We start from the raw sequence: 16,792 nt of genomic DNA on the forward strand, positions 1-16,792 counted from the left end.
GATCAGGCGACGGAATGCGCCGTCTCGATCAGGGAAGGCCGGCCGCGCATCGCCAGCCACCACGCCGCCAGCGAGGGGCGATGTGCGCGCCAGTCCCGTTCCGGCCAGCGGAAATCGAGATAGCCGAGCAATGCCGCCACGGCGATTTCGCCGATCGTCCACGCCTCGTCAGCGAGCCCGGTGATTTCCAGCCTGTCCAGCGCGGCATCGCGCGCCTCATGGAATCGGGCGATCATCGCCGGCACTTGCTGTCCGGCCGGGCGCCGTTCGTCAGCGAACAGGCGCCCTGCCGCAGTGCAGGCGCCGTCGGCGAGCCCTTGCAGAAGAAGCGCCCGCCACCGCGCCGCGCCCTCCGCCGGGATCAGCCGGCGGATCGGGCCGAGACTGTCCAGCCAGTCGCAGATGACAGCGGACTCATAGAGGACGCCCCCCTCATCCGTGACCAGCGTCGGCACCTTGGCGAGCGGATTGAGCGCGCGGAGGCCGGCGTCCGTCCACGGATCGACCCGCCGCAACACGAGGCGCCCGGTGAGCCCGAGTTCATGCGCGGCGATCCGCACCTTGCGCGCGAAGGGGGAGGTCGGCGCGTAGTAAAGCTCCATGCTCACCCCCGCCGATGCTGGTTGAGCACCTCATAGGCCATCACCGCCGTCGCCACCGCGGCGTTGAGGCTGTCGGCGGCGCCCTGCATCGGAATCTTGACGCGCACGTCGCAGGCCGCCGCATAGTCGGCAGGCAGGCCCTGCGCCTCGTTGCCGACGAGGAGGAAGGTCGGGCGCGGATAGCGCGGCGCCTGATAATCCTCCGACGTGTCGAGGCTGAGGCCGACGAGCAGCCCTTCCCCTGCCCTTAGCCACGACAGGAAATCCGGCCAGCGCGCGCGGGCCACCTGCTGGGTGAACAGCGCACCCATGCTGGCGCGCACCGCCTCGACCGAGAAGGGGTCGACGCAATCGTCGATCAGGATCAGCCCGCCCGCGCCGACCGCGTCGCCGGTGCGCAGGATGGTGCCGAGATTTCCCGGATCGCGCAGCGACTGAGCGACCAGCCAGATATCGGCCCGGCTGCGATCGACGGCGCCAAGATCGGTGGCGAACTCGTCATAGACGCCGAGCACCGTCTGCGGATTATCCTTGCCCGACAGCTTGTGCAGAATGTCCCGATCGGTCTCGATCGCCTCACCGCCAGCGGTTTCGGCGGCCGCAGAGAGGCGCCGGACGAGCGGATGGCCGGCGGTGTCGGCGGTGTGGAAGATGTAGCGCGGCAGGCGACCGGCCGCTTCCGCCTCGGCGAGAATGCGGAGCCCCTCGGCAAGGAACATGCCTTCGTCGCGGCGATGCTTCTTATCGCGAAGCGCGCGTACGCGCTTGACCAGCGGATTGGAGAAGGCGGTGATGACGCGCGGCATGCTGGCGGGTTAGCCGATGCCCTGGTGGAGGAACAGACTTAACCGAAACGAAACCAGAAACATGGAAATGCCGTGGCCGCGCGGGAAGCACCCGCCCCGGGGGGAAGAACCATATGTTGATGCAGTCACGCGACTTCGGCGCGATGCGAATCGTCGCGCCGCCACGCCGCTCCGCCATCGTGATGCGCAGGGCCACCGGCGCGGCGGTACGCGCGATCACCGCCCCGCTCGCCGCGATCCTGTTCCTGATCCTGGCGACGTGGCTGGTCGTGGGCACCGGGCTTGGCGTCGCCGCCTATCTCGGCCGGCGCGCGCGGGGCGCGGCCGGCGTGCGATAGCGCTAGTCCTCGCCGAACTTGGCCTCGACCAGTTCGGCGAGCGCCAGCACCGCGACCTCGGCGCCGTCGCCGGCGGCACTGATCGTGACGCTGTCGCCCATCGCGGCGCCGAGCATCATCAGACCCATGATCGATGTGCCGGCGACGCTGGAGCCGTCCTTCTCCACTTCGACATTCGCCGGCTGCCGGCTGGCGAGCGTGACGAATTTCGCGGATGCGCGCGCGTGAAGACCGCGCTTGTTGGTGATCTGGACCGTCCGTCGGACTGGGGTCATGCAGCAGCCTCTCCGAGAATTTCGGACGCCACCGATATATATTTCCTGCCCGCCTCTCGGGCGGCGGCGGCGGCAGCCTTAACCTGCATCGTCTTTCGCGCCCCGTCCAGACGGATAAGCATCGGCAGATTGACGCCGGCGATAACCTCCACCCGCTCGCTCTTCATCAGGCTGATGGCGAGGTTGGAGGGCGTACCCCCGAACAGATCGGTGAGCAGGATCACCCCGCTGCCGTCATCGACACGACCGACGGCGGCGGCGATCTCCTCGCGCCGGGCTTCCATGTCGTCCTCGGGGCCAATGCAGATCGCGGCGATCGCCTCCTGCGGCCCGACCACATGCTCCATCGCATTGACGAACTCGGTAGCGAGTCGTCCGTGCGTCACCAGCACCAAACCAATCATTCAATCCCACCCGCGCCATGCTCCCCGGCTGGCCGCTCTTGTGTGATGGCGGCGTGCGCGAGGTCCCTGTGCTGGACCGTGAGCGAAAAACCGCTGCAGCGCAACAGCGCCGCCACACGCTCCGCCGCGTGAACCGACCGGTGTTTCCCTCCGGTACACCCGAAAGCCACTGTAACATAGGACTTTCCCTCCCCGGCGTAGCGGGGAAGCAACAGATTCAGCAGCCCTTCGATCCGCTCCAGCGACTCCTCATAGGCCGGGTCGCCCGCGATATAGTCGGCGACGGCGGGATCCCGGCCGGTCAGCGGGCGGAGCGCGACGTCCCAATGCGGATTGCGCAGATAGCGCATGTCGAACACCAGATCGGCGGCACGCGGCAAGCCGCGCGAGAAGGCGAAGGAGAGGATGGCGAGCGTCATCGTCCCCTGCCCTCCGGCGCTGCCGAAGCGCTGGCGGAGTTCCGCCTGGAGGGCGTTGCTGGTGAGGCCGGTGGTGTCGATGAGGTGATCGGCGCGGGCGCGCAGCGGGGCCATCTGGCGACGATCCTCGGCAATGCCGAGCGCGGCGGGGCGATCCAGCGCCAGCGGGTGGCGGTGGCGGGTCGCGGAAAAGCGATGCTCCAGCTCGGCATCGGCGCAATCGAGGAACACGATCTCGACGTCATGTCCGCTGCGCGCCAGCTCGGCGACGATGCGGCCGCCGTCAAAGCCGCGCGTGGCGCTGCCCAGGCCGATGGCGAGCGGGCGCTCCTCGGGCGCATGGGCGGCGGGGGCGACGCCGAGCAGGCGGTCGAACAACCGCACCGGGATGTTATCGACCACCTCCCAGCCGAGATCCTCGAATGTCTTGAGCGCGGTGGTCTTGCCGGCGCCGCAGAGGCCGGTGACGATCATCACGCGCTGCGGCACGACCTCGCTCATGCGCCGTGCCTGCCCAGATGAGCCAGCGCCAGCTCGACCTTGAGCGGCGCGGAAGCCTCCAGCGCGGCGAGCCGCACCAGCGGCACGGCGATGCCGGCAAGCAGCCGGGTCTCGCCTTCGTCCGGCATGCGCACCGGCGCCTCGCCGAGGTCGACGAGCAGCGCCACCGCCGCCTCAGGGCGCGACGGCATCGCGATGATGCCCAGTCCGCGCACCTCGATCCGCCCGGCGATCGTCCGCGGTGCGCGCGCCACCAGCCGGTCACCCTCGGCGGCGATCAGCGTATAATCGTCGCTCACCAGCTCCGCACCGCGATCGATGAGGCGAAGCGCAAGGTCGGACTTGCCCCGCCCCGATTCGCCGGCGAGCAGAACGCCCCAGCCGCCGATCGCAACGCAGCTGGCGTGGATCGTGCCGCTCATGCCGGCTCCCCGGCGAGGCGCGGTGCGGCGGGCAGGGTGACGACGAAGCGCGCGCCGGGGCGCCCCTGCCCGCGCTCGCTCACCTCGATGCGGCCGTCATGGCCCTCGGCGACGGCGCGCGCGATGGCGAGGCCGAGACCGGAATGACGGCCGAAACTGTCATCATCGGCGCGGCTGGAATAAAAGCGGCGGAAGATCGCCTCACGCTGGGCGGGGGGCACGCCCGGCCCCTCATCGTCCACGGTGATACGCACGTCGCCCTCACCCTCCTCAGGCCCGACACGGACGGCGCCGACCTTCACGAGGCCGCCCGGGGGCGAGAAGGACACCGCATTATCGACGAGATTGGCGATCATCCGCGCCAGCCGCGAGCCGTCGCCCATCACCACCGCCGTCTCCACATAGGGGCGGGCGAAGGCGACGCGGACATCGCCATTGGCGCCGCGCGTCTCGCGCGCCTCGAGCAGCCCCTCGATAAGCGGGCCGAGATCAATGCGCTCGAAGCGCGCGCGGCCAAGCTCGCCATCGAGACGGGAGATATCGGCGACGTCGGTGATCAGGCGATCCAGCCGCACGACATCGTCGCGGATGACGTGGATCAGCCGATCCTGCAGCACCGGATCCTTGACGCGCTCCAGGCTGTCGACGGCCGAGCGCAGCGATGCGAGCGGGTTCTTCAGCTCGTGGGTGACGTCGGCAGCGAACGCCTCGACGGCGTCGATGCGGCGGCTCAATGCCTGGCTCATGTCGGCGAGTGCGCGCGCGAGCATGCCGATCTCGTCGCGGCGACCGGGCAGGCGCGGCATCACCACGTCACGGGCGCGGCCGAGCCGCACGCGCACCGCGGCGCGCGCCAAGCGGCGCAGCGGCCGGGCGATGGTGCGCGCCAGGAACAGCGACAGCAGCACCGAGCACAGCACCACGCCGGCCACCACCAGCGCCAGCATCGAACGTTCGGCACGCACGCCGCGGGTGATGTCGCGGGCACTGCCGGTGACGAGCAGCACCTCGCCCGGGCGGCCGGGAATGGGCAGCGCGGTGGAGATCACCGGGGTGCGGTCGGGCGCCTCGCGGATGCGGCTTTCCACCTTGCTGCCGGCGATGACGCGGCTGACCTCATCCCAGGCGCCGGCGCGATCGACCTCGGGTTCGACGAAGGGCGCGAAATTGGGCGCCCCGACGATGCGATCGAAACCGCGATCAAGGAAGCGGGCGACATGCTTCTGCCACGGCTCGGTGCGCGGATCGCGCAGCTCGTAGGTGGGCGGCCCGACGGCCCAGCTGTCATGCAGCTTGGTCCCGTCCGGGCCATAGGCACGCAGCCGCACGTCGCCGACCTGCCCAAGCCGCACCGACAGCGCCGCGCGCATCGGCCCGGGTACGGCGGTAATGGCGACGGCGATGATCTGGCTGTCCGTCTCGAACTGGGCGACCCGATCGTCGGACAGCCGCCAGCGATAGGAATCGAGATAGACGAAGCTGCCAGCCAGCATCGCCAGCGCGAACACGTTCACGGCGAGGATGCGCGCCGTCAGCGACATGCGCCCCGTCCAGCGCACGGCGAGATCCCGCTCCTCGCAGGTCGCGACGGAAGAGGACGCCGCCGGCGTCTCAGTCTTCTGAGAAGCGGTAGCCGACGCCATATAATGTCTCGATGCCCTTGAAGGCCGGATCGACCTGACGGAATTTGCGGCGCAAGCGCTTGATATGGCTGTCTATCGTGCGGTCGTCGACGTAGACGTCGTCCTGATAGGCGGCGGTCATCAGCTGATCGCGGTTCTTCACGAAGCCGGGGCGCTGGGCGAGCGCCTCCAGGATCATGAATTCGGTGACGGTGAGCGTCACGTCATGCCCGTTCCAGGTGACGCGGTGGCGGGCGGGGTCCATCTCCAGCCGGCCGCGGACGATGCGCTCGGCGGCCTGCTCCTCGCTGGTGCCGAGCGGCCCGGCGCGATTCTCGGTGCGGCGCAGGATGGCGCGGATGCGCGCGATCAGCAGGCGCTGGCTGAACGGCTTGGCGATATAATCATCGGCGCCCATGGCGAGGCCGAGCGCCTCGTCCAGCTCGTCATCCTTGCTGGTTAGGAAGATCACCGGCATCGCCGTCTTCTCGCGGAGGCGCCGGAGCAGTTCCATGCCGTCCATGCGCGGCATCTTGATATCGAGCACGGCGAGATCCGCCGGCGTCTCGACCAGCGCCTTCAGGGCCGCCTCGCCGTCCGTGTAGAGGCGGACGCCGAACCCCTCCGACTGGAGCGCGATCGAAACGGAGGTCAGAATATTGCGATCGTCATCGACGAGCGCGATCATCGCGGTCATGCTGTGCTCGTCCTCCAGCGCCCTGACTAGCCCAAGCCGTCCACTTCGGGCAATCGGTGGTGATGCACGCGCCCCGACTGTTCGAAAACGATGAATCCGTCCGCCGCATCGGCGAAGGGCTGCTCGACCATAGCCTGCCCAAGGCCGAATGGACGCACGAGGCCCATATCGCGGCAAGCTTCTGGCTGGTGGCGGAGCGGCCGGACATCGACGTGGACGCAGAGATCGCCGAGATCATCTCCGGCTACAACGTCGCCACCGGCGGCGTGAACGACGACGCCAACGGCTATCACGACACGATCACCCGCTGCTTCCTGGCCGGCGTGCGGGCGCACGCCATGCTGGCGCTGGGCGGCACGCTGGCAGACCGCGTGAATGCGCTGCTCGAATCCGAGGCGGGGCGACGGGACTGGCCATTGCGCTTCTACAGCCGGGAACGGCTGTTCTCCGTCGAGGCGCGGCGGGGATATGTCGAGCCGGACCTGAGGCCCCTGCCCTAGGCCGCGCGCCTCGTCTTCCGGGCCTTGTCCAGCTTCTTCAGGATCATCTCGCGCTTCAGGCGGGAGAGGTGATCGATGAACAGGATCCCCTCCAGATGATCCATCTCATGCTGGAGGCAGGTGGCGAGCAGCCCGTCGAGCCTCGCCTCGTGCTTCGCGCCGTCGCGGTCCAGCCAGCGGGCATGGATCACTGCGGGCCGCTCGACCTCGGCATATTGATCCGGCACCGACAGGCAGCCTTCGTTGTAGAGATTCTGCTCCTCGGACGGCTCGAACAGCTCGGGATTGATGAACACGCGCGGATTGCGCACCGGCGTCTCGTCGGTCGCGCCCTCGCCATCGCCGAGATCGATGACCAGCACGCGCTTGGGCACGCCGACCTGGATCGCGGCAAGGCCGATGCCGGGCGCGTCGTACATCGTCTCGAACATGTCGTCGATCAGCGTGCGCAGCGCCTCGTCCACCGTCTCGACCGGCTTGGAGACGACGCGCAGCCGGGGGTCCGGCGCCTCAAGAATGGGAAGTATGGCCATCCCTATCAGCTAGGAAAACCGCCCCGTAACGTCAAGCGAACGCTATCGATAAGGCTGATCGAGGCTTACGAAACGGGCCGTCGCGCGCGCAGCGCCTGGGCCAGCGTGCCCTCGTCGAGATAGTCAAGCTCGCCACCAACCGGCAGGCCATGGGCGAGCTGGGTGACGCGCACCGGCAGCGTCTCCAGCCGCTCGGCGAGATAATGGGCGGTGGTCTGCCCTTCCAGCGTCGCGTTCATCGCCAGCACCACCTCGTCGATGCCGCCGCCGCCGATACGCGCGAGCAGGCGATCGATCGACAGATCCTCGGGCCGCACCCCCTCCAGGGCGGACAGCCGGCCGCCCAGCACGTGGAAGCGGCCTGGGAACAGCCGCGAGCGATCCAGCGCCCACAGGTCGGCCACCTCCTCCACCACGCAGAGCAGGCGCGGATCGCGGCGCGCATCGCTGCACACGGCGCAGGGATTGGCGGTGTCGACATTCCCGCACAGCCCGCACGTCACCAGCCGCTCATTGACGCGGGCCAGCGCCTCGAGCAGCGGCCCGAGCGCGGAGTCCCGCCGCTTGAGCAGATGCAGCACGGCGCGCCGCGCGGAACGCGGGCCAAGCCCCGGCAGGCGGGCCAGCGCCTGGGTGAGCGCCTCGATCTCGGGGGAAGCCATTGGCCGTTAGATAGGAGATCGGCGAGGCGGGTGCAAAGTCGTCTGTCGTCTCCGTCGTTCCGCAACCCTGCCACGAGGAAAAGGCAGGCTCTGGTGCGGCTCCATGCCGCCATCACGCCGACGTGGCGGATCGGCGGGGCGGCCCGTGGCCACCGCGACATTGCTCTTTCCCCGCCCCGCCCGCCGGTCCAATAGCACGCCCATGCGGATCATCTTCATGGGAACGCCGGACTTCGCGGTGCCGACGCTGGACGCGCTGCTCGCCGCGGGGCACGACATCGCGGCGGTCTATTGTCAGCCGCCCCGGCCTTCCGGGCGCGGCAAGGCACTCGCGCCGACGCCGGTCCAGCGGCGCGCCGAGGCGCTGGACCTTCCGGTGCGCCATCCGCTGACCCTGCGCGACGCAAACGAGCAGGCCAGCTTCGCCGCGCTGGATGCGGATGTGGCCGTGGTCGCGGCCTATGGGCTGATCCTGCCGCAGCCGGTGCTCGACGCGCCGCGCCATGGCTGCCTCAACGTCCATGCCTCGCTGCTGCCGCGTTGGCGGGGGGCGGCGCCGGTGCAGCGCGCCATCCTCGCCGGCGATGCGACGACCGGGGTCACGATCATGCAGATGGAGCGCGGGCTCGATACCGGGCCGATGCTCGCCACCGTCGAGACGCCGGTGGCCGGCAAGACCGCCGGTGCGCTGACCGCCGAACTGGCGGACAAGGGCGCGGCGCTGATGGTCTCGGTGCTCGCCGACCCCGCCGCCCACCCGCCCGTCGCCCAGCCCGACGAGGGGGCGACCTATGCCGCCAAGATCGACAAGGCCGAGGCGCGGCTGGATTTCACCGCCCCGGCCGAGGCCGTCGCGCGGCAGGTGCTGGCGTTCAATCCGGCGCCGGGGGCGTTCTTCATGCTCGGCGACGAGCGGGTGCGCGTGCTCACGGCCGAGATTCTCGCGGAAACGGGCGAGCCCGGCATGGTGCTCGACGACCGGCTGACCATCGCCTGCGGCGTCGGCGCGATCCGGCCGCTCAGCGTCCAGCGCGCCGGGCGCGGGGCAATGACGCCGGCCGAGCTGCTGCGCGGGTTCGCGATACCGACCGGCACGCGGCTCTCATGACCCGCTTCCGCCTGACGCTGGAATATGACGGGCGGCCATTCATGGGCTGGCAGCGCCAGAATCACGGGCCGAGCGTGCAGCAGGCGCTGGAAGAGGCCGCTCATGCAGTGACCGGCGAGGATATCGCGGTGCATGCCGCCGGGCGGACCGACGCCGGTGTCCACGCCACCGCCATGGTCGCTCATCTCGATCTCGCCAAGGCGTTCACGCCGTTCCGCCTGATGGAAGCGCTGAACGCGCGGCTGCGGCCGGCACCGGTGGCGGTGCTGGCGTGCGAGGCGGTGGCCGACGACTGGCATGCGCGCTTCTCCTGCACCGGGCGTTCCTACGAATATCGGGTGATCAACCGCCGGGCGCCGCTGGCGCTGGATGCCGGCCGCGCGTGGCGGGTGCCGGCGGTGCTGGACGCGGATGCGATGCGCGAAGGGGCGGCCCGGCTGATCGGGCGGCACGACTTCACCACCTTCCGTTCGGCGCACTGCCAGGCGGACAATCCGGTGCGCACGCTCGACCGCCTCGATGTCGAGGCCGATGGCGAGCAAATCTCGTTTCTGGTCGAGGCGCGCGCCTTCCTGCATCATCAGGTGCGCTCGATGGTCGGCTGTCTGGTGCTCGTCGGGCGGGGACGGTGGACGCCGGACGATATCGGCCGGGCGCTGGCCGCACGCGACCGCGCCGAGCTGGGGCTGAACGCCCCGCCCGACGGGCTCTATTTCACCGGCGCGCGCTACTAGCCGGCGGCATTCGGCCGGCCGGGGATGGCGATCGGGCCGGCGGCGCGAACCTTGTCCCAGATGCGCCGGCCGATCGCATCGGCGCGGGCGACGATGTCGGCCTCGTCCAGCGTCAGCACCTTGCGATCGCGCATCACGAAGCGACCGTCGACCATCGTCGATTCCACGTCCGAGGGCTGGCCATTGTGGATCAGCGCAGAGAGGAAGCGCCCGTAAGGGACGAGGTGGGCGCGCATCGTGTCGACGACGATCAGGTCCGCCTTCTTGCCGACCTCGAGCGATCCGATCTGCGCCTGCATGCCGAGCGCCTGGGCCCCGCTCAGCGTCGCGTCCTGAAGCACATCCTCCGGCTGGGGCAGCACGCCGGGAAAAGGATCGTCACGGCGGACACGTTCGGTGAGCAGCGCGGTGCGCATCACCGAGAACAGGTCGTTGGTATTGTTGTCGGTGCCGTTGGCGATGGCGACGCCCGCCGCGCGCAGCGCCGGGATGGGCGGGATGACGCCGCGATTGGCCGCCATGTTCGCCTGATGCGAGACGACCGTGCGGGTTCTCGCGAGGAGCGCGATGTCACCCGCGTCGACATAGCGGCAATGGGCGGCGAACAGGCGTGGCCCGAGAAAGCCGTGGCGATCGAGGAAGGCGACCGGGCTCATCCCGTGCCAGCGCTTCATGAAATCGACCTCGGCGACGCTCTGCGACAGATGGATGGTGTAGCCGAGGCCGTGCTTGTCGGCGAAGGCGCGGATGGCGCGGAGCAGCTCCGGCGAGGATGTCTCGGACAGGGCGGCGGCGGGGAAGACGCTGATCCGCCCCTGCTCGGCGCCATGCCAGCGGGAATGAAGCGCCTCGATACGCGCCATGCCCTGCTCGCGGCTGGCCTGCGAGAACACCGGCCGGACACTGGCGGCAAGCCCGGCGGGCGCCATCGGCCCGGCGACATTGTCGCTGTCGCGCACCGCCTCGGCGAAGACCATGCGCAGGCCGGAGCCGGCGAGCGCGGCGGCGTGGGGGGCGATATCGGCGACATTCTCGACCAGCGTGGTGGTACCGGTGCGGATCGCCTCCAGCGCGCCGACGACGCACATCAGCACCGCCTCCTCCGGCGACAACAGGCTCGACGGGCGGACCGCCAGCTTCGCCGAGTTGGGGAAGCCGAAATCCTCGTTGAAACCGCGCTCCAGCGTCGCCGAGAGATGGGCGTGGCAATTGACGAGACCGGGCAGCAGCACCTTGCCGCGCCCGTCATAGGTCTCGGCGCCGGGATGGGCCTTGAGCAGCGCGTCGGTGTCGCCGATCGCGGCGATGCGATCGCCGACCACGGCCAGCGCCATGTCGTCGCGGATGCGGTCGCCGACCAGCACGCCGACATGGGCGAACACCACGGAGCGCTCTGTCGGCGCCGGCGCCGCCCGGGCGCCACTCGCCGCCATCGCGGCGGTCGCCACCCCGGTCGCGCCCAGCAGCTCGCGGCGGCTCAGCCCCTCCTCGTTCGTCATTCCTGCCCCCAGTTTCGTTTTATTGTGGAGGCAGTGGATACCGGGCGGGGCCGGCCGTCAATCCTCACTCGGCGGCGAGCGCCTCGTAGTCGGCCTCGGCGAGGAAGCGCTCGGCGTCGAGCGCGGCCATGCAGCCGGTGCCGGCGGCGGTGACCGCCTGACGATAGATCTTGTCCATCACGTCGCCGCACGCGAACACGCCGGGGACGGAGGTGTTGGTGGTGCCGGGCGTCACCTTGATATAGCCGTCCTCATCGAGATCGACATGGCCCTGGAACAGCTCGGTCGCCGGATGATGGCCGATGGCGACGAATCCGCCGTCGACGTCGATCCGCTCCACCGCACCGCTACGCGTATCCTTGAGGTCGAGGGCGACGAGGCCGCGATTGCCGTCGCCATGGACGAACTCGGCGACCTCCTTGTTCCACAGCACCTTGATCTGGGGATGGGCGAACAGGCGCTTCTGCAGGATCTTCTCGGCACGCAGGCTGTCGCGCCGGTGGATCAGGGTGACGTCGTGGCTGTGGTTGGTGAGGTAGAGCGCCTCCTCGACCGCGGTGTTGCCGCCGCCGATCACCGCCACCTTCTTGCCGCGATAGAAGAAACCGTCGCAGGTGGCGCAGGCCGACACGCCCTGCCCGCGCAGCCGCTGCTCGCTCTCCAGCCCCAGCCACTTGGCCTGCGCCCCGGTGGCGATGACCAGCACGTCGCAGGAATAGACGGTGCCGCCGTCGCCGATCAGGCGGAACGGACGGCGGGACAGATCGACCTCGACGATCGTGTCCCACATCATCTGCGCGCCGACATGCTCGGCCTGCGCCTGCATCTCCTCCATCAGCCACGGGCCCTGGATGACATCGCGGAAGCCGGGATAATTCTCGACATCGGTGGTGGTGGTAAGCTGGCCGCCCGGCTGGATGCCCTGCACCACGATCGGCGCCATGCCGGCGCGCGCCGCATAGATGGCGGCGGTGAGGCCGGCGGGGCCGGAGCCCAGGATCAGCATGCGGGTGGAGTGGGTTGCGGGCATGGATGGCTTTCGAATGATGTCGTTCCGCGTGGGAGATAGGATGTCCCGCTATTCCCCCGCAAGATTGGGGGGCCTATCTTTCGCGTCATGAGAGAGACTCTGAAGGCAGACACCATGAACGAAACCCACGACAACCCGCTCGGCCTCGACGGCTTCGAGTTCGTCGAGTTCACCGGCCCCGACCCGCAGGCGCTGGCGACGATGATGGAGGCGATGGGCTTCACCCATCTCGCCAACCATCGCTCCAAGAATGTCCGCCGCTATCAGCAGGGCGACATCAATTTCATCCTCAACATGGAGCCGTCCGGCCAGGCGGCCGATTTCCGCGCGGCGCACGGCCCCTCGGCCAACGCCATGGCGTTCCGCGTCCATGATGCGCGGCAGGCCTTCGAGCAGGCGGTGGCGCGCGGCGCCAAGCCGGTCACCGGCCCGGTCGGCCCGATGGAGCTGAACATCCCGGCGATCGAGGGCATCGGCGGATCGAACCTCTATCTGGTCGACCGCTACGGCGCGCAGGAGATTTACGACGTCGATTTCGTCGCCACCGGCGCGGCGCGCGATTCGCGCTCCGTGGGCCTGCACACGCTCGATCACCTCACCCACAACGTCCATCGCGGGCGGATGAATGTGTGGGCCGGCTTTTACGAGCGCATCTTCAACTTCCGCGAGATCCGCTATTTCGACATCGAGGGGCAGGCCACCGCCCTGCTCTCGCGCGCGATGACGGCGCCGGACGACAAGATCCGCATCCCGCTCAACGAAAGCCAGGACGAGCATAGCCAGATCGAGGAATTCCTGCGCGAATACAAGGGCGAGGGCATTCAGCATCTGGCGCTGGCCACCGACGACATCTTCGCCACCGTCGACGCGCTGCGCGCCAACGGCGTCCATTTCCAGGACAGCCCCGAGACCTATTACGACATGATCGACCAGCGCGTGCCCGGCCACGGCCACTCGATCGCCGAGATGCGCAAGCGGCGCATCCTCATCGACGGATCGCCCGAGACCGGCGAAGGCCTGCTGCTCCAGATCTTCACCGAGAATATGGTCGGCCCGATCTTCTTCGAGATCATCCAGCGCAAGGGCAATCAGGGCTTTGGCGAGGGTAATTTCAAAGCCCTGTTCGAATCGATCGAACTGGATCAGATCAGGCGCGGTGTAATCCCGGCTCCGGCCGGCGCGTAACGCGAGAGGCTAAGGGCATGGCGGATCACTCGCACAGTATCGCGGATCATGGCCATGCCCATGCCTTCCTGGGCGCCGATCATGAATCCAAGGAGCGGCGGACCATCGCGGCGGTGGCGCTGACGCTGGTGATGATGGCTGGCGAGATCGTCGCCGGGTGGATGTTCGGCTCGATGGCGCTGCTCGCCGACGGCGTGCACATGGCGACCCATGCCGGCGCGCTCGGCATCGCGGCGGCGGCCTATTTCTACGCGCGCACCCGGCAAGGCGATCCGCGCTTCACCTTCGGTACCGGCAAGGTCGGCGAGGTCGCCGGCTTCGCCTCGGCGCTGATCCTCGGCATCGTCGCGCTGTGGATCGCGTGGGAATCGGCGATGCGGCTGATCGAGCCTCATCCCGTGGCCTTTCGCGAGGCGACCGTCGTGGCGGCGATCGGCCTCGGCGTGAATATCGCAACGGCGGCCCTGCTGGCGGCCGGCGGCCACGGACATGACCACGGCCACGGCCATGGGCATGACCACGGCCATGGGCATGACCACGGCCATGGGCATGGCCATGATCATGGGCATGGGCATGGGCACGGACATGGGCACGCCCATGATCACGGCCACGCCCAGAATACCGGGCCCAGCCACAAGCACGAGGATGCGAATTTCCGCTCGGCCTATCTGCATATCGTCGCCGACGCCCTGACCTCGGTGCTGGCGATCGCGGCGCTGCTGGCCGGGCGTTTCCTCGGCTGGGTGTGGGCGGACGCGGCAGTCGGCATCCTCGGCGCCATCGTCATCGCACTTTGGAGCCGGTCGCTGCTCGCCTCGAGCTTTCGCGTGCTGGTCGACGCCACCGACCCGCGACTGGTGGAGCGCGTGCGCCGCGCCGTGGAGGCGGGCGGTGACGCGACGGTGAGCGACATCCATGTCTGGCAGGTAGGCCCCGGCGCACAGGCCGCGATCATCCACCTCGTCGCCGCACAGCCCCGGGCGGTGGACGAGTATCACGCCCGCCTGAAAGGCTTCGACACGCTGCGCCACATCTCGGTCGAGGTGCGGCAGTGCGAGGAATGCGGGTGAGCCGCGCCCTACCCCCGGCATTCCGGGGGGGGGATTATCACAGCATCGCCATGCCGCCGTTCACATGAAGGGTCTGGCCGGTGACATAGGCGGCCTCGCGGCTGACGAGATAGACCACCGCCGCGCCGATATCCTCGCCCTCGCCGAGCTTGCCGGCCGGAATGCGGCTGGTCAGCGCTTCCTTCTGCGCGTCAGGCAGGACCTCCGTCATCGCCGAGCGGATGAAGCCGGGAGCGACGCAGTTGACGGTGATGTTGCGGCTGGCAAGCTCCTGCGCCAGCGCCTTGGACATGCCGACCAGCCCGGCCTTGGAGGCGGCATAGTTGGCCTGGCCCGGATTGCCGGTGGCGCCGACGATCGAGGTGATCGAGACGACGCGGCCGAAGCGCTGCTTCATCATCGGCTTGGCAGCGGCGCGGATCAGGCGGAAGGCGGCCTCGAGGTTGACGCGGATCACCTGATCCCATTCCTCGTCCTTCATCCGCATGGCGAGATTGTCCCGCGTCACGCCGGCATTGTTGACGAGGATGTCGAGCCGCCCGCCCAGCGCCTCGACCGCACGGGGCACCAGCCCGTCCACCGCGGCGGCGTCGGAGAGGTCGCAGACGAGGACGACGTGATCGCCGCCGAGTTCGGCTGCAAACGCCTCCAGCTTCGCCTGATTGGAGCCGGACAGCGCCAGCCGCGCCCCCTGCCCCGCCAGCGCCCGCGCGATCGCGGAGCCGATGCCGCCCGAGGCGCCCGTGACCAGCGCGGTCATGCCGGTGAGATCGAACATTCTGGTGTCTCCTCGTGACGGGATATTAAATCAGAGCGTCTTCAGCAGCGCTTCGATATCGTCCATCGTCACCACGCTCACGGCGGTGGCGTCAGGCGCGATGCGCTTGACCATCGGCCCCAGCACCTTGCCGCCGATCTCGACGAACTGGTCGACGCCGGCAGCCGCCATCGCCTGGACGCTTTCACGCCAGCGCACGGTCGACGTCACCTGCTCGACGAGCAGGGTGCGGATGCGCTCCGGATCGGCCACCGGCTCGGCGGTGACATTGGCATAAACCGGCACCAGCGGCGCGCGCAGCTCCGCGCCCGCGAGCGCCTTGGCCATGGCGTCGGCGGCGGGCTGCATCAGCCGGCAGTGGAACGGCGCCGACACCGGCAGCAGCATCGCGCGCCGCCCGCCGCGCACCTTGGCAAGCTCGATGGCGCGCTCGACCGCCGCCTTGTGCCCTGAGACGACGACCTGCCCGGGGGCGTTGTCGTTCGCCGCCTCGCAGACGTCGTTCTCGGCGGCGTCGGCGGCGACCGCGGACGCGGTCTCCCAGTCGAGGCCGAGCAGCGCGGCCATGGCGCCAATGCCCACCGGCACGGCAGCCTGCATCGCCTGTCCGCGCAGCTTGAGCAGGCGGGCGGTGTCGGCGAGCCGCAACGCATCGGCGGCACACAGTGCGGTATATTCGCCGAGCGAGTGGCCGGCGACGAAATCTGCCTTGTCGGCGAGGCGGATGCCGGCTTCCTTCTCCAGCACCCGCAGGGTGGCGATGGCGTTGGCCATGATCGCCGGCTGGGCATTTTCGGTGAGGGTGAGCTGGTCCTCCGGGCCCTCGCTCATCAGTCGGAACAGGCTCTGGCCGAGCGCCTCGTCGACCTCCTGGAAGATCTCGCGCGCGGCGGCGCTCGCGGAGGACAGCGCCTGCCCCATGCCGACGGACTGGCTGCCCTGGCCCGGAAAGATGAATGCGCGCATATGCCCTGTTCCTTTCGTGGAGGCCGCGGTTAGAAACCAACGCCGCTTATGGCAAGCTTGCCTAATCGACGAAATCCGCTATGAGGCCGGCCGCTTCCATATTCGGAGCGAGACGACAGCCGGAGGGGCGCACCGCATGGGGCGGGCGTCAGCGATCGGCCAAGGATGAGGCAAGAAGCATGGCTCTTTACGAGCATGTGTTCCTCGCGCGTCAGGATCTGGCTCAAGCCCAGGTCGATGCGCTGGCGGAAGCCGCGACGAAGATCGTCGAGGAACAGGGCGGCAAGGTGGTGAAGACGGAGACCTGGGGTCTGCGCAATCTCGCCTACCGCATCCAGAATAATCGCAAGGCGCATTATGTCCTGATCGAGATCGACGGCCCGCCGGCCGTGGTCGCCGAGCTGGAGCGCCAGACCCAGATCAACGAGGACGTCGTCCGCTACATGACCATCCGCGTGGATGAGCATGAGCAGGGCCCGTCGGCGATGATGCGCCGCAACGAGCGCGGCGATCGCGACAGCCGTCGCGCGCCCGGTGGTGATCGCGGCGACCGTGGTGATCGCGGCGACCGTGGCGACCGCGGCGACCGCGGCGACCGTCCCCGTCGCGACGACCGTGACGCGGCTTAAGGCAGGAGACAC

At 69.1% G+C, this 16,792-nt stretch carries 21 protein-coding genes; 7 read left to right on the top strand and 14 right to left on the bottom strand.

The genetic code is table 11. The features are described from left to right. Positions 1-2: 2 nt before the first annotated feature. Together KOF26_RS01850 and KOF26_RS01855 are read right to left on the bottom strand one after the other, a co-directional pair. Complete coding sequence (locus tag KOF26_RS01850; RefSeq protein WP_216319054.1) at positions 3-602, bottom strand: glutathione S-transferase family protein; 600 nt, start codon at positions 600-602, stop codon at positions 3-5. A gap of 2 nt (positions 603-604) precedes the next feature. Beyond that, complete coding sequence (locus tag KOF26_RS01855) at positions 605-1,408, bottom strand: TrmH family RNA methyltransferase (protein WP_216319059.1); 804 nt, start codon at positions 1,406-1,408, stop codon at positions 605-607. A gap of 113 nt (positions 1,409-1,521) precedes the next feature. Here KOF26_RS01855 and KOF26_RS01860 point away from each other — a divergent pair, with 113 nt between their 5' ends. Next, the gene (locus KOF26_RS01860) at positions 1,522-1,746 is read left to right on the top strand and encodes a hypothetical protein (RefSeq protein ID WP_216319062.1); all 225 of its coding nucleotides are present in this window, start codon (positions 1,522-1,524) and stop codon (positions 1,744-1,746) included. 2 nt (positions 1,747-1,748) lie between these two features. Here KOF26_RS01860 and KOF26_RS01865 read toward each other — a convergent pair whose 3' ends face one another. The 6 genes from KOF26_RS01865 to KOF26_RS01890 all read right to left on the bottom strand — a co-directional run bounded on the left by KOF26_RS01865 (position 1,749) and on the right by KOF26_RS01890 (position 6,086). Then, positions 1,749-2,021 carry an HPr family phosphocarrier protein gene (locus tag KOF26_RS01865; RefSeq protein WP_216319065.1) on the bottom strand — a complete coding sequence of 91 codons (273 nt, stop codon included), beginning with the start codon at positions 2,019-2,021 and terminating at the stop codon, positions 1,749-1,751. After that, complete coding sequence (locus KOF26_RS01870) at positions 2,018-2,425, bottom strand: PTS sugar transporter subunit IIA (protein WP_216319068.1); 408 nt, start codon at positions 2,423-2,425, stop codon at positions 2,018-2,020. Before KOF26_RS01870 ends, KOF26_RS01865 begins: the two co-directional genes overlap by 4 nt. After that, complete coding sequence (gene rapZ, locus KOF26_RS01875) at positions 2,422-3,345, bottom strand: RNase adapter RapZ (RefSeq protein WP_216319070.1); 924 nt, start codon at positions 3,343-3,345, stop codon at positions 2,422-2,424. The genes KOF26_RS01870 and rapZ overlap by 4 nt, the downstream gene beginning before the upstream one ends. Further along, positions 3,342-3,767: an HPr kinase/phosphorylase gene (locus tag KOF26_RS01880; RefSeq protein ID WP_216319073.1), complete on the bottom strand. Its 426-nt coding sequence runs from the start codon at positions 3,765-3,767 to the stop codon at positions 3,342-3,344. Before KOF26_RS01880 ends, rapZ begins: the two co-directional genes overlap by 4 nt. Further along, positions 3,764-5,308: a sensor histidine kinase gene (locus tag KOF26_RS01885; protein WP_253201045.1), complete on the bottom strand. Its 1,545-nt coding sequence runs from the start codon at positions 5,306-5,308 to the stop codon at positions 3,764-3,766. Before KOF26_RS01885 ends, KOF26_RS01880 begins: the two co-directional genes overlap by 4 nt. A 70-nt stretch (positions 5,309-5,378) precedes the next feature. Continuing rightward, entirely contained in the window at positions 5,379-6,086 is a 708-nt protein-coding gene (locus KOF26_RS01890) for a response regulator transcription factor (RefSeq protein WP_216319079.1), read from the bottom strand. 62 nt (positions 6,087-6,148) lie between these two features. On the opposite strand from KOF26_RS01890, the gene KOF26_RS01895 reads away from it, so the two are divergent. Further along, positions 6,149-6,586: a hypothetical protein gene (locus KOF26_RS01895; RefSeq protein ID WP_216319082.1), complete on the top strand. Its 438-nt coding sequence runs from the start codon at positions 6,149-6,151 to the stop codon at positions 6,584-6,586. Here KOF26_RS01895 and def read toward each other — a convergent pair. Beyond that, positions 6,583-7,119, bottom strand: a complete 537-nt coding sequence (def, locus tag KOF26_RS01900) for a peptide deformylase (RefSeq protein WP_216319085.1) — start codon at positions 7,117-7,119, stop codon at positions 6,583-6,585. The genes KOF26_RS01895 and def overlap by 4 nt on opposite strands. Before the next feature lie 65 nt (positions 7,120-7,184). Next, entirely contained in the window at positions 7,185-7,781 is a 597-nt protein-coding gene (gene recR / locus KOF26_RS01905; protein ID WP_216319088.1) for a recombination mediator RecR, read from the bottom strand. A 202-nt stretch (positions 7,782-7,983) separates the two neighbouring features. Here recR and fmt point away from each other — a divergent pair, with 202 nt between their 5' ends. Both fmt and truA read left to right on the top strand, forming a co-directional pair. Further along, a complete protein-coding gene (fmt, locus tag KOF26_RS01910) occupies positions 7,984-8,889 on the top strand; it encodes a methionyl-tRNA formyltransferase (protein WP_216319091.1) in 906 nt (301 codons plus the stop codon). Continuing rightward, positions 8,886-9,623: a tRNA pseudouridine(38-40) synthase TruA gene (truA, locus tag KOF26_RS01915; RefSeq protein WP_216319094.1), complete on the top strand. Its 738-nt coding sequence runs from the start codon at positions 8,886-8,888 to the stop codon at positions 9,621-9,623. Before fmt ends, truA begins: the two co-directional genes overlap by 4 nt. On the opposite strand, the gene KOF26_RS01920 is transcribed toward truA, so the two are convergent. Both KOF26_RS01920 and trxB read right to left on the bottom strand, forming a co-directional pair. Then, positions 9,620-11,122 carry an amidohydrolase family protein gene (locus KOF26_RS01920; protein WP_216319097.1) on the bottom strand — a complete coding sequence of 501 codons (1,503 nt, stop codon included), beginning with the start codon at positions 11,120-11,122 and terminating at the stop codon, positions 9,620-9,622. The two genes, truA and KOF26_RS01920, sit on opposite strands and share 4 nt — an antisense overlap. 64 nt (positions 11,123-11,186) lie before the next feature. Next, positions 11,187-12,152, bottom strand: coding sequence for a thioredoxin-disulfide reductase (gene trxB, locus KOF26_RS01925; protein WP_253200952.1), 966 nt, complete (start codon positions 12,150-12,152; stop codon positions 11,187-11,189). 114 nt (positions 12,153-12,266) lie between these two features. On the opposite strand from trxB, the gene hppD reads away from it, so the two are divergent. Both hppD and KOF26_RS01935 read left to right on the top strand, forming a co-directional pair. Next, on the top strand, positions 12,267-13,337 hold the full coding sequence (gene hppD / locus KOF26_RS01930) for a 4-hydroxyphenylpyruvate dioxygenase (protein WP_216319100.1): 1,071 nt from the start codon (positions 12,267-12,269) through the stop codon (positions 13,335-13,337). 17 nt (positions 13,338-13,354) lie between these two features. Next, on the top strand, positions 13,355-14,407 hold the full coding sequence (locus tag KOF26_RS01935) for a cation diffusion facilitator family transporter (protein WP_216319103.1): 1,053 nt from the start codon (positions 13,355-13,357) through the stop codon (positions 14,405-14,407). A 37-nt stretch (positions 14,408-14,444) separates the two neighbouring features. On the opposite strand, the gene fabG is transcribed toward KOF26_RS01935, so the two are convergent. Next, on the bottom strand, positions 14,445-15,185 hold the full coding sequence (fabG, locus tag KOF26_RS01940; protein ID WP_216319106.1) for a 3-oxoacyl-[acyl-carrier-protein] reductase: 741 nt from the start codon (positions 15,183-15,185) through the stop codon (positions 14,445-14,447). Positions 15,186-15,215: 30 nt separating this feature from the next. Further along, on the bottom strand, positions 15,216-16,151 hold the full coding sequence (fabD, locus tag KOF26_RS01945) for an ACP S-malonyltransferase (protein WP_216319109.1): 936 nt from the start codon (positions 16,149-16,151) through the stop codon (positions 15,216-15,218). 179 nt (positions 16,152-16,330) lie between these two features. Here fabD and rpsF point away from each other — a divergent pair, with 179 nt between their 5' ends. Beyond that, complete coding sequence (rpsF, locus tag KOF26_RS01950; protein ID WP_216319112.1) at positions 16,331-16,780, top strand: 30S ribosomal protein S6; 450 nt, start codon at positions 16,331-16,333, stop codon at positions 16,778-16,780. Positions 16,781-16,792 lie beyond the last annotated feature (12 nt).

Origin of the sequence: Sphingomonas quercus, assembly GCF_018863195.1 — a bacterium.
Classification (GTDB): domain Bacteria; phylum Pseudomonadota; class Alphaproteobacteria; order Sphingomonadales; family Sphingomonadaceae; genus Solisphingomonas; species Solisphingomonas quercus.